The following is a 12026-nucleotide window of genomic DNA, read 5'->3' as shown; positions in this document are numbered from 1 at the left end:
CGTTTAGCGACATAGCCAGGGTTTTGGGGTTGGGCGTGCGCAAGGTTTGGTGCATGATGCAAGGTAGCCAACAGACCGAGATGACTCATGCTGGACGAGCTACTTCGCCGGGTAAGCAATCATACGCCACGCGCACTGGAGACTGACGCTCGTTTCCCGGAAGCCGCGGTGCTGGTGCCGATCACCCGCAGTGACGAACCCGAGCTGATCCTGACCTTGCGCGCCAGCGGGTTATCGACCCATGGCGGTGAAGTGGCGTTCCCTGGTGGTCGCCGCGACCCTGAAGATCCGGACCTGATATTCACCGCGCTACGCGAAGCCGAAGAAGAAATCGGCCTGCCGCCGGGGCTGGTGGAAGTGATCGGCCCGTTGAGCCCGCTGATTTCCCTGCACGGTATCCGTGTCACGCCTTATGTAGGCGTTATCCCCGATTACGTTGAGTACCTGGCCAATGACGCCGAGATCGCCGCTGTCTTCAGCGTGCCCCTGGAGTTTTTTCGCCAGGACCCGCGCGAACATACGCACCGTATCGATTACCAGGGCCGCAGTTGGTACGTGCCCAGTTATCGGTTTGGCGAATACAAGATCTGGGGCCTGACGGCGATCATGATTGTCGAGCTGATCAATCTGCTCTATGACGATGCCGACATCAGCCTGCACCGGCCGCCGAAAAGCTTCATCAATACCTAAGAGCCAGATGGCCATCGTTTCTGCCGTGAGGAACCCCCTATGAAATACCGCCTGGGCGACGCCCGAGTCGAGACCCATCCGAACAGCTGGGTGGCCCCCAATGCCACGCTGGTGGGCAAGGTTAAGCTTGCGGAGGGCGCCAACGTCTGGTTCAACGCGGTGTTGCGCGGCGACAACGAACTGATCCTGATCGGCAAGAACAGCAACGTGCAGGACGGGAGCGTGATGCACACCGACATGGGCTTCCCGCTGACCCTCGGCACCGGTGTGACCATCGGTCATAACGCCATGCTGCATGGCTGCACCGTCGATGATTACAGCCTGATCGGCATTAATGCGGTGATCCTCAACGGGGCGAAGATCGGCAAGCACTGCATCATCGGCGCCAATTCGCTGATCGGTGAGGGCAAGGAAATTCCCGACGGTTCGCTGGTGATGGGCTCGCCGGGCAAAGTGGTGCGGGAACTGACCGACGTGCAGAAGAAGATGCTCGAGGCCAGCGCCGCGCACTATGTGCATAACTCCCAGCGTTATGCGCGTGATCTGGTTGAGCAGGAAGAATGAACCCGGTGGAACGACCAGTCGCCTCGCCGTGCGTGAGCATTTGCGCGCTGGATGACGATGATATTTGCACCGGTTGCCAGCGCACGGTGGACGAGATTACCCGCTGGAGCCGCATGGACAATACCGAGCGGCGGATGGTGCTGGGGTTGTGCCATGAGCGGGCGAAGGCGAGCGGGCTGATGTGGATGATTCCAGGGAAATCCGGCGCCTGATCGGTAGGAGGGCTGCTTTTATGTGGCGAGGGAGCTTGCTCCCGCTGGGCTGCGAAGCAGCCCCAAATCAGAGGACAGCATTACTTCAGATACGCCGCGATCGCCCATTTCAGGGCCGCTTCGCGCCCCAGCGGGAGCAAGCTCCCTCGCCACATTGATGAGTTGTGCAGTACCCTGTGCCCCTTGTTCACAGGTCCCTCGCCCCATGTTCTTCCTGATTGCCTACATCAGCAGCGTCGTGCTGATCAATTTCGCGTTTTCCACCGCTCCGCACCTGGACGTCATCTGGTCTGCCTGGGGCGGTTTGGTGTTTGTATTGCGGGACATGGTGCAAACCCGCTTCGGCCATGGCGCGATCATCGCCATGCTGGCGGCGCTGGTGCTGTCCTATATCACCTCCGATCCGTCCATCGCCCTGGCCAGCGCCACGGCGTTTGCGGTGTCCGAGTGCATCGACTGGCTGGTGTTCAGCATCACCAAGCGCCCGCTCCACGATCGCCTGTGGATAAGTTCGGCGCTGAGCATTCCCCTCGATACCTTTATCTTTTTCGGCCTGATCGGCGCATTGACGCCTGCTGTGGCCGGCACTGCCCTGGTCTCGAAATTCGCCGGCGTTACCGTGGTGTGGTTGGCCATGGCTTGGCGTTTGCGCCGGCAGCGCGTCGCCAACTGAAGCCAATCTTTACAGTTCATGTAAAATGCCGGCCTTTCTCCCCATGATCCGCTCCCCTGAGGACCTGAGATGACCCGAATCGGAACTCCATTGTCGCCAACCGCGACCCGCGTAATGCTGTGTGGCTGCGGTGAGCTGGGCAAGGAAGTGGTAATCGAACTGCAACGCCTGGGCGTTGAAGTGATTGCCGTGGATCGCTACGCCAACGCGCCGGCCATGCAGGTTGCCCACCGCAGCCACGTGATCAACATGCTCGATGGCGCCGCCCTGCGTGCCGTGATCGAAGCCGAAAAGCCGCACTTCATCGTGCCGGAAATCGAAGCGATCGCCACCGCCACCCTGGTGGAACTGGAAGCCGAAGGCTTCAACGTGATCCCGACTGCCCGCGCGACGTTGCTGACCATGAACCGCGAAGGCATCCGTCGCCTGGCCGCTGAAGAGCTGGACCTGCCGACCTCGCCGTACCACTTCGCCGACACCTTCGAGGACTACAGCAAGGCCGTCACTGACCTGGGCTTCCCGTGCGTGGTCAAGCCGGTGATGAGTTCGTCGGGCAAGGGCCAGAGCCTGTTGCGCAGCGTTGAAGACGTGCGCAAAGCCTGGGATTACGCCCAGGAAGGCGGCCGTGCCGGCAAGGGCCGGGTGATCATCGAAGGTTTTATCGACTTCGATTACGAAATCACCCTGCTGACTGTGCGCCACATCGGTGGCACCACCTTCTGCGCGCCCGTCGGTCACCGTCAGGAGAAGGGCGACTACCAGGAATCCTGGCAGCCACAGGCCATGAGCCCGATTGCGCTGGCAGAGTCCGAGCGCGTTGCCAAAGCCGTGACCGAGGCCTTGGGTGGCCGTGGTCTGTTTGGCGTTGAGCTGTTTATCAAAGGCGATCAGGTGTGGTTCAGCGAAGTGTCGCCACGCCCGCATGACACTGGCCTTGTGACCCTGATTTCCCAGGACTTGTCGCAGTTCGCCCTGCATGCGCGGGCGATTCTTGGCCTGCCGATCCCGTTGATCCGTCAGTTCGGGCCTTCGGCTTCGGCGGTGATTCTGGTGGAAGGCAAGTCGACCCAGACGGCGTTTTCCAACCTGGGTGCCGCCTTGAGCGAGCCGGATACGGCGTTGCGTCTGTTTGGCAAGCCTGAAGTGAACGGCCAGCGCCGCATGGGCGTTGCGTTGGCGCGGGATGAGTCGATTGAGGCTGCGCGGGCTAAAGCTACCCGTGCTTCGAAGGCGGTTGTTGTAGAGCTGTAAGCGCAGCACCCTCCACTGTAGGAGCGAGCTTGCTCGCGAAAAACTTGAAGGCGCCGCGTTTATCCAGAATGAACGCGTCATCGTTGACGTTCTTCGCGAGCAAGCTCGTTCCTACAGGGTGGGGCGGTCTATCAGGCGACCTTGTTCAAATCGTTATTGCGCGTCTCTTTCAGGCACAAGACAGCAATCAAGCTGATCACCGCTGCCGCCGACACATACCCGCCGACATAACTCAAACCGCCCATCGCCACCAGCTTGGTCGCGAAGAACGGTGCCGCCGACGCGCCCACAATCCCACCCAGGTTATACGCCGCCGAAGCGCCGGTATAACGCACGCGGGTCGGGAACAATTCCGGCAACATCGCGCCCATCGGGGCAAACGTCACGCCCATCAGAAACAGCTCCAGCGCCAGGAACAGTGCCACGGCCCAAGTTGAACCGTGGGTCAGCAACGGCTCCATGGTGAAGCCGGAGAGGATGGTCAGAATCGCCCCCACAATCAGCACCGGCTTACGCCCGTAACGGTCGCTTGCCCACGCCGCCAGTGGTGTTGCCGCGCCCATGAACAGCACCGCGAAGCACAGCAGGCCGAGGAACGTTTCACGGCTGTAGCCCAGCGTAGACACACCGTAGCTCAGGGAAAACGCCGTGGTGATATAGAACAGCGCGTAACACACCACCATCGACGCCGCGCCAAGCAGTACTGGCAGCCAATGCTGGCTGAACAGTTCCACCAGCGGCACCTTCACCGGCGCTTCTTTAGCCACGGCATTCGCGAACACCGGGGTTTCATGCAGTTTGAGCCGCGCATACAGGCCAACCATCACCAGCGCCGCACTGAGGATGAAAGGAATGCGCCAGCCCCAACTGCGGAACTGCTCGTCATTCAGGTTCATGGCCAGGATCAGGAACAGCCCGTTGGCCGCCAGAAAGCCAATCGACGGCCCCAGTTGGGGGAACATGCCGAACCAGGCGCGTTTGCCCTTCGGTGCGTTCTCGGTGGCCAGCAGCGCCGCGCCACCCCATTCGCCGCCAAGCCCCAGGCCCTGGCCGAAGCGCAGCACGCAGAGCAGGATCGGCGCCCAGGGCCCGATGCTGTCGTAACCGGGCAGCAAGCCAATCAGTGTGGTGCACACGCCCATCAGCAGCAGGGACGCGACCAGTGTGGATTTACGGCCGATCCGGTCACCAAAGTGACCGAACAGCGCCGAACCCAACGGTCGTGCGATAAACGCGATACCGAAGGTCAGGAACGAGGCGAGCATCTGCGCCGTGCCGGAGGTTTGTGGGAAGAATACCGGGCCGATCACCAGGGCGGCGGCGGTCGCGTAGATATAGAAATCGTAGAACTCGATGGCGGTGCCAATGATGCTCGCAGTGGCGACCCGAGCCGTTGAGTTGGTCGGGGCGGCAGTCGCCGTCTCGTTATAGGTGGTGCTCATTGAGGTATCCCTGACGGTCATTGCGCGTTTGGACGCGGATTATTATTGGTCGAACACCCATGGATCAGGGTTGTGCGCGGGGCGGCTCGGGATGGGAGCAAGCACCGGTCAGACACGGTAAAGCGGTGCCTGGACGCGCTCAGTGCGGGTAGCACGCGGTCGGGCGGGGCTTGGGTAAGCCGCCCCGATTATAGGAAGGCGTTTGCGGATCCAACAAGGGGCTTAAACGGCGACCGGCACGGTGCTGGTGTGCCAGATCAGCACCTTGGCCACGCGGTTGTCCTCGGTCTCGAGGATTTCCAGGCGATAGCGGCCAATTTTCAGGCACACGGCGCAGTCGGGGATGGTCTCCAGCGCTTCGGTCACCAGGCCGTTGAGGGTCTTGGGGCCGTCGCTGGGCAGGTGCCAGCCGAGGGTTTTGTTCAGGTCGCGGATCGAGGCGGCGCCGTCGATCACGTACCGGCCATCCAGCTGCGGCTGGATGTGAGGGTTGTCGAGGTGGTGCTCGCTTTCGAACTCACCGACGATTTCTTCAAGAATGTCTTCCAGGGTCACGATGCCCAGCACTTCGCCGTATTCATCCACCACCATGCCCAGGCGGCGCTGTTGCTTGTGGAAGTTCAGCAGTTGCAACTGCAGCGGCGTGCTTTCCGGGACGAAGTAGGGCTCGTGGCAGGCCGCCAGCAGGGCTTCCTTGGTCAGGCTGGCGTCCGGCAGCATGTGGCGGATCTGCCGGGTGTTGAGTACCGCCTCGACCTGGTTGATATCGCTGTGGAACACCGGCAACCGGGTACGTGTGGAAACCCGCAGTTGCTCGATGATTTCTTCTATCGGGTCATCCAGGTTGATGCCGTCCACTTCGCTGCGGGGCACCAGGATGTCATTCACGGTGATGTTGTCCAGCGCGTGGATGCCCGGCATGCCCGGGGCGCGGGTGTTGGGGATCTCGGCTTCCGGCTCGTCGTCCTGATCGGGCTGGGGCTCGTCACTCTTCTTGACCATGCCGGGCTTGCGGGCGAACGGGCGCAGCAGCAACAGGCTGACGCCGTTGAGCAGCCAGGCCAGCGGGTAAAGGATTTTCAGCGGCACGCTCAGCAAGGTATTGCCGAAGCCGAGGATGGTTTGCGGGTGGCGAGTGGCCAAGGCGCGCGGCAAGTAATCAGCCAGCACCAGCAGGACGGCGCTGGAGATCACCCAGCCGAGCCACGGGCCGTTTTCCGCCCAGGCGTAGATCGCCAGCAGGCTGCAGAGAATCACCACCACGGCGCGGCACAGGGTGTTGCAGAGGATCAGGCTGTTGCGCGGGAAATTCAGGCGGGCGGCGGCTTTGTCGCCCTGGCGAGTGCCTGGGCGCAGGGCCAGCAAATGTTGCTGGGCGGCTTCGATGGCGGTAAACAGCGCCGACCATAAAACCAGCAAGGCTACTACCGCAAGCATCGGCCCCAAGGGCAAGTTGTCCATGTTGGCTGCCCGTCAGATATGCAGGATGTATTCGCGAACCAGCTTGCTGCCGAAATAGGCCAGCATCAGCAGGCAGAAACCGGCCAGGGTCCAGCGGATCGCCTTGTGCCCGCGCCAGCCGAGGCGGTTGCGGCCCCACAGCAGCACGCTGAACACCACCCAGGCCAGGCACGCCAGCAGGGTTTTATGCACAAGGTGCTGGGCGAACAGGTTCTCGACGAACAGCCAGCCGGAGATCAGCGACAATGACAGCAGCGTCCAGCCGGCCCAGAGGAAGCCGAACAGCAGGCTTTCCATGGTTTGCAGCGGCGGGAAGTTCTTGATCAGCCCGGACGGGTGCTTGTGCTTGAGTTGGTGGTCTTGCAACAGCAGCAGCAAGGCCTGGAACACCGCGATGGTGAACATGCCGTAGGCGAGGATCGACAGCAGGATGTGGGCGAGGATGCCCGGCTCTTCATCAATGACCTGCACGGTGCCGGTCGGCGTGAATTGCGCCAGCAGCACCGTCAACACCCCGAGCGGGAACAACAGCACCAGCAGGTTCTCCACCGGGATTCGGTAGCAGGCCATCAGGGTCAGCGCGATCACCGCGGCGGCAATCAGACTGGCGGCGCTGAAAAAATCCAGGCCCAGGCCGACTGGCGTCATCAAATGCGTGAACAGGCTGGCCGCGTGGGCCAGCAGGGCGAGGACGCCAAGGCCTACCAGCAGGCGTTTGTCGGCCTTGGCGCCTTGGGCCAGACGAGTGCCCTGATAAAGGGTCGCAGCGGCATACAAGATGGCGGCGGCGAGGCTGGGTAGCAAACTGGGTGACAAAGGGAGCATAAATCCTGTTAAGCAGGCCCGAAAGGCGCTGAGTTTGGCATACACCTGCGTAACACGAAAGACTCTCAGGCCAGACAGCGGGTGTGCATGGCGGCAGTCTTCGCTATAATCCGCGACCTGCCCACGCCGCAGGCTCGCCGAGCGCTGTTTTTAATAGCGATTTACCACAGCCTGGGCCGCCATTACCTCGGTCTACCAATGCATTTCGATGAATAGGGCCTGAAAGGATCGCGCATGTTTGAAAACTTGACTGACCGTCTCTCGCAGACGCTGCGCCATGTCACCGGCAAGGCCAAGCTGACCGAGGACAATATTAAAGACACCCTGCGTGAAGTGCGCATGGCGTTGCTGGAAGCCGACGTCGCCTTGCCGGTGGTGAAGGACTTCGTCAACTCGGTCAAAGAGCGCGCAGTGGGCACCGAAGTGTCCCGCAGCCTGACGCCGGGCCAGGCCTTTGTGAAGATCGTCCAGGCCGAACTCGAAAGCCTGATGGGCGCGGCCAACGAAGATTTGAACCTGAGCGCGGTGCCGCCAGCCGTTGTGCTGATGGCCGGCCTGCAAGGTGCGGGTAAGACCACCACCGCCGGCAAGCTGGCGCGCTTCCTTAAAGAGCGCAAGAAGAAGTCGGTGATGGTGGTGTCTGCGGACGTTTACCGTCCGGCCGCTATTAAACAGCTGGAAATGCTGGCGGGCGAAGTGGGCGTGACCTTCTTTCCGTCCGACCTGAGCCAGAAGCCGGTCGATATCGCCCAGGCGGCTATTAAAGAAGCCAGGCTGAAATTCATCGACGTGGTCATCGTCGATACCGCCGGTCGCCTGCACATCGATGAAGAGATGATGGGCGAGATCAAGGCGCTGCATGCCGCGATCAACCCGGTAGAAACCCTGTTCGTGGTCGACGCCATGACCGGCCAGGATGCGGCCAACACCGCCAAGGCCTTTGGTGATGCGTTGCCGCTGACCGGTGTGATCCTGACCAAAGTCGACGGCGACGCCCGTGGCGGTGCCGCACTGTCGGTGCGTGCGATTACCGGCAAGCCGATCAAGTTCATCGGTATGGGCGAGAAGAGCGAAGCGCTCGAACCGTTCCACCCTGAGCGGATCGCCTCGCGTATCCTTGGCATGGGTGACGTGCTCAGCCTGATCGAGCAAGCTGAAGCGACCCTCGACAAGGACAAGGCCGACAAACTGGCCAAGAAGCTGAAGAAGGGCAAGGGCTTCGACCTCGAAGACTTCCGCGACCAGTTGCAACAGATGAAGAACATGGGCGGCCTTGGCGGCCTGATGGACAAGCTGCCGAACATGGGTGGCGTGAACCTGGCGCAAATGGGCAATGCCCAGGGCGCGGCAGAGAAGCAGTTCAAACAGATGGAAGCCATCATCAATTCCATGACCCCGGCCGAGCGCCGCGACCCTGAGCTGATCAGCGGTTCGCGCAAACGTCGGATCGCCATGGGTTCCGGCACCCAGGTGCAGGACATCGGTCGCTTGATCAAGCAACACAAGCAGATGCAGAAGATGATGAAGAAATTCTCCGCAAAAGGCGGAATGGCCAAAATGATGCGCGGCATGGGCGGTATGCTGCCCGGCGGCGGCATGCCGAAGATGTAAAGAATTCGAGCAAAAGCCCGCTTTTGCTCCGACCCACAAGGATGTGGGATCTCCAGCAAACCCGCACTTGGCGGGAGCTGACTGGCCGTTTTAACCGACGGCTCTATAGCAGATCTGAATGGCACGCTGATAGGCGCCAGAAAAAGACATTTGCAAAAGTCCGGATATTCCTTAGAATATGCGGCCTTTCGGGCACCTATGCCCGCTGTGCATTTAGATTTGCAGCACCGACTACAGGAACGATGTTCACATGCTAACAATCCGTCTTGCCCTTGGCGGCTCCAAAAAGCGCCCGTTTTACCACTTGACCGTAACCGACAGCCGCAACCCGCGCGACGGTTCGCACAAGGAACAGGTTGGTTTCTTCAACCCTGTTGCTCGTGGTCAAGAAGTTCGTCTGTCCGTGAACCAAGAGCGCGTAGCCTACTGGCTGAGCGTTGGTGCACAACCTTCTGAGCGCGTTGCTCAGTTGTTGAAGGATGCATCTAAGGCTGCGGCCTGAGCAATATGAACGCGACGCCAGCGGTTGCTGATGATTTGATCGTTATCGGCAAGATTTACTCTGTTCATGGCGTTCGCGGCGAAGTGAAGGTGTATTCCTTTACTGATCCGACTGAAAACCTGTTGCAGTACAAGACCTGGACGCTCAAGCGCGAAGGTAGTGTGAAACAGGTCGAGCTGGTCAGTGGACGCGGGAGCGACAAGTTCCTGGTCGCAAAGCTCAAGGGTCTTGATGATCGTGAAGAAGCTCGTCTTCTGGCCGGTTATGAGATCTGCGTGCCGCGCAACCTGTTCCCTGAATTGACCGACGGCGAGTACTACTGGTACCAGCTGGAAGGTCTGAAGGTTATTGATCAACTTGGGCAATTGCTCGGGAAAATCGATCATCTTCTGGAAACCGGCGCCAATGATGTAATGGTGGTCAAGCCTTGCGCTGGCAGCCTGGATGATCGCGAACGCCTGTTGCCCTATACAGAGCAATGCGTGTTGGTCGTCGACCTGGCCGCAGGCGAGATGAAGGTGGAATGGGACGCGGACTTCTAACGTGGCTAACCTGCGCGTTGAAGTGATCAGTTTGTTTCCCGAGATGTTTTCCGCCATCAGCGAGTACGGCATCACCAGTCGGGCGGTGAAACAGGGGCTCTTGCAGCTGACCTGTTGGAACCCGCGAGACTACACGACGGATCGACATCACACTGTGGACGATCGCCCATTTGGCGGTGGCCCGGGCATGGTGATGAAGATCAAGCCCCTGGAAGATGCGTTGGTTCAGGCCAAGGCAGCCGCCGGGGAGAAGGCGAAGGTAATTTACCTGTCCCCTCAAGGCCGTCAGCTGAATCAGTCGGCGGTACGCGAGTTGGCGAATCTGGAAGCGTTAATCCTGATTGCCGGTCGCTATGAAGGCATTGACGAGCGTTTTATTGAGGCTCATGTCGATGAAGAGTGGTCGATTGGGGACTATGTCCTGTCTGGCGGCGAGCTGCCGGCGATGGTCCTGATAGATGCGGTTACACGACTGCTGCCTGGAGCTTTAGGGCATGCGGACTCCGCGGAGGAAGATTCCTTCACGGATGGTTTGCTGGATTGCCCGCACTACACCCGACCGGAGGTGTATGCGGATCAGCGTGTTCCCGACGTATTGCTAAGTGGCAATCACGCACACATCCGGCGTTGGCGTTTACAGCAGTCCCTCGGGCGGACCTATGAACGACGCGCCGATCTTCTGGAAAGCCGCTCGCTTTCTGGAGAAGAGAAGAAGCTGCTCGAGGAATACATCCTCGGGCGGGACGATAGTTAACAACGTATCGATGGTAGGTCCGACGACTTACCTTAGGAGCACAGCATGACTAACAAAATCATCCTTGCACTCGAAGCAGAGCAGATGACCAAAGAGATCCCTACCTTTGCCCCGGGCGACACTGTTGTCGTTCAGGTGAAAGTGAAGGAAGGCGACCGTTCGCGTCTGCAAGCGTTCGAAGGCGTGGTAATTGCCAAGCGTAACCGTGGTGTGAACAGTGCTTTCACTGTTCGTAAAATCTCCAACGGTGTTGGCGTAGAGCGTACTTTCCAGACCTACAGCCCGCAAATCGACAGCATGGCCGTTAAACGTCGCGGTGACGTACGTAAAGCCAAGCTGTACTACCTGCGTGACCTGTCCGGTAAAGCAGCTCGCATCAAGGAAAAACTGGCTTAAGTCCAGCTTCCCGATGCAGAAAAAAGCAGCCTACGGGCTGCTTTTTTGTGCCCGCGATTTGAGCAGTCGCGATAGGATCTATCGACATTACCTTTTCCCTGCTTGAGCCCTCATGCCCGCCATCGATCACCCCCAGATAGACCGCTTCCTGGACGCCCTGTGGCTGGAAAAAGGCCTGTCGGACAACACCCGCCAGGCCTATCGCAGCGACCTGGCGTTGTTCAATGGCTGGCTGCAGGAGAAAAACCTCGAACTGCTCAACGCCGGTCGCGAGTTGATCCTCGACCATTTGTCCTGGCGCCTTGAGCAAAACTACAAACCCCGCTCCACTGCGCGTTTTCTCTCGGGTGTACGTGGCTTTTATCGCTACCTGCTGCGGGAAAAGCTGATCGCTATCGACCCCACCCTGCAAATCGACATGCCGCAGCTGGGCCGGCCATTGCCCAAATCCCTGTCGGAAGCCGACGTCGAAGCCTTGTTGGCCGCACCCGACCTGAGCGAAGCCATCGGCCAGCGCGACCGCGCCATGCTGGAGGTGCTGTATGCCTGCGGCCTGCGCGTCACCGAGTTGATTAGCCTGACCCTGGAACAGGTCAACCTGCGCCAGGGCGTATTGCGGGTGATGGGCAAGGGCAGCAAGGAGCGCCTGGTGCCCATGGGTGAAGAGGCGATTGTGTGGATCGAGCGCTACATGCGCGACGCCCGCAGCGAGTTGCTCAATGGTCGGCCCAGCGATGTGCTGTTCCCCAGCCAGCGCGGTGAGCAGATGACTCGCCAGACCTTCTGGTATCGCATCAAGCACCAGGCCAAGGTCGCCGGCATTGGTAAGTCGCTGTCGCCCCACACGCTGCGCCACGCTTTCGCCACGCATTTGCTCAACCACGGCGCGGATTTGCGCGTGGTGCAAATGCTCCTGGGCCACAGTGACTTATCCACCACCCAGATCTACACCCACGTGGCGCGGGCACGTTTGCAGGAGATGCACGCCAAGCACCATCCCCGCGGATGAAAATCACACCGGAAAAAGCCCAATTTCCCCGCGACTGGCTGCCCTGCGGCCCAACTGTGGTAGGCTTTGCCGGTTCGCAAAGGGGACGGCCCAA

Annotated in this window: 14 protein-coding genes; 11 read left to right on the top strand and 3 right to left on the bottom strand. The window is 60.2% G+C overall.

Annotation, left to right across the window (positions count from 1 at the left end):
• The first annotated feature begins 87 nt into the window (after positions 1–87).
• The 5 genes from CEC48_RS10430 to purT all read left to right on the top strand — a co-directional run bounded on the left by CEC48_RS10430 (position 88) and on the right by purT (position 3390).
• Complete coding sequence (locus CEC48_RS10430) at positions 88–690, top strand: CoA pyrophosphatase (protein ID WP_088423662.1); 603 nt, start codon at positions 88–90, stop codon at positions 688–690.
• A 39-nt stretch (positions 691–729) separates the two neighbouring features.
• A complete protein-coding gene (locus tag CEC48_RS10425) occupies positions 730–1254 on the top strand; it encodes a gamma carbonic anhydrase family protein (RefSeq protein WP_088423661.1) in 525 nt (174 codons plus the stop codon).
• Positions 1251–1466: a DUF1289 domain-containing protein gene (locus CEC48_RS10420; protein ID WP_088423660.1), complete on the top strand. Its 216-nt coding sequence runs from the start codon at positions 1251–1253 to the stop codon at positions 1464–1466. Before CEC48_RS10425 ends, CEC48_RS10420 begins: the two co-directional genes overlap by 4 nt.
• A gap of 205 nt (positions 1467–1671) precedes the next feature.
• The gene (locus tag CEC48_RS10415; protein WP_003209599.1) at positions 1672–2139 is read left to right on the top strand and encodes a hypothetical protein; all 468 of its coding nucleotides are present in this window, start codon (positions 1672–1674) and stop codon (positions 2137–2139) included.
• A gap of 69 nt (positions 2140–2208) precedes the next feature.
• Positions 2209–3390 carry a formate-dependent phosphoribosylglycinamide formyltransferase gene (gene purT, locus CEC48_RS10410; protein WP_088423659.1) on the top strand — a complete coding sequence of 394 codons (1182 nt, stop codon included), beginning with the start codon at positions 2209–2211 and terminating at the stop codon, positions 3388–3390.
• Between the two features lie 131 nt (positions 3391–3521).
• Here the strand turns inward: purT and CEC48_RS10405 are convergent, their stop codons facing one another.
• The 3 genes from CEC48_RS10405 to CEC48_RS10395 all read right to left on the bottom strand — a co-directional run bounded on the left by CEC48_RS10405 (position 3522) and on the right by CEC48_RS10395 (position 7118).
• Positions 3522–4832 (bottom strand): MFS transporter, encoded by a 1311-nt coding sequence (locus CEC48_RS10405; protein WP_088423658.1) that lies wholly within the window; start codon positions 4830–4832, stop codon positions 3522–3524.
• A 222-nt stretch (positions 4833–5054) separates the two neighbouring features.
• The gene (locus CEC48_RS10400) at positions 5055–6293 is read right to left on the bottom strand and encodes a transporter associated domain-containing protein (protein ID WP_088423657.1); all 1239 of its coding nucleotides are present in this window, start codon (positions 6291–6293) and stop codon (positions 5055–5057) included.
• A 12-nt stretch (positions 6294–6305) separates the two neighbouring features.
• Positions 6306–7118 (bottom strand): inner membrane protein YpjD, encoded by an 813-nt coding sequence (locus CEC48_RS10395; RefSeq protein ID WP_026078135.1) that lies wholly within the window; start codon positions 7116–7118, stop codon positions 6306–6308.
• A gap of 234 nt (positions 7119–7352) precedes the next feature.
• Here CEC48_RS10395 and ffh point away from each other — a divergent pair, with 234 nt between their 5' ends.
• The 6 genes from ffh to xerD all read left to right on the top strand — a co-directional run bounded on the left by ffh (position 7353) and on the right by xerD (position 11932).
• The gene (gene ffh / locus CEC48_RS10390) at positions 7353–8729 is read left to right on the top strand and encodes a signal recognition particle protein (RefSeq protein WP_088423656.1); all 1377 of its coding nucleotides are present in this window, start codon (positions 7353–7355) and stop codon (positions 8727–8729) included.
• Positions 8730–8979: 250 nt separating this feature from the next.
• Positions 8980–9231 (top strand): 30S ribosomal protein S16, encoded by a 252-nt coding sequence (rpsP, locus tag CEC48_RS10385; protein ID WP_010463010.1) that lies wholly within the window; start codon positions 8980–8982, stop codon positions 9229–9231.
• 5 nt (positions 9232–9236) lie between these two features.
• Positions 9237–9773, top strand: coding sequence for a ribosome maturation factor RimM (rimM, locus tag CEC48_RS10380; protein ID WP_088423655.1), 537 nt, complete (start codon positions 9237–9239; stop codon positions 9771–9773).
• Between the two features lie 43 nt (positions 9774–9816).
• Positions 9817–10527, top strand: coding sequence for a tRNA (guanosine(37)-N1)-methyltransferase TrmD (trmD, locus tag CEC48_RS10375; protein WP_231988895.1), 711 nt, complete (start codon positions 9817–9819; stop codon positions 10525–10527).
• A gap of 45 nt (positions 10528–10572) precedes the next feature.
• Complete coding sequence (gene rplS, locus CEC48_RS10370) at positions 10573–10923, top strand: 50S ribosomal protein L19 (protein ID WP_063322826.1); 351 nt, start codon at positions 10573–10575, stop codon at positions 10921–10923.
• 112 nt (positions 10924–11035) lie between these two features.
• Positions 11036–11932 (top strand): site-specific tyrosine recombinase XerD, encoded by an 897-nt coding sequence (xerD, locus tag CEC48_RS10365; RefSeq protein WP_088423654.1) that lies wholly within the window; start codon positions 11036–11038, stop codon positions 11930–11932.
• Positions 11933–12026 lie beyond the last annotated feature (94 nt).

It is taken from the genome of Pseudomonas sp. K2I15 (assembly GCF_002204795.1).
Taxonomy (GTDB): domain Bacteria; phylum Pseudomonadota; class Gammaproteobacteria; order Pseudomonadales; family Pseudomonadaceae; genus Aquipseudomonas.
This window is presented reverse-complemented; position numbering and strand designations above follow the sequence as displayed.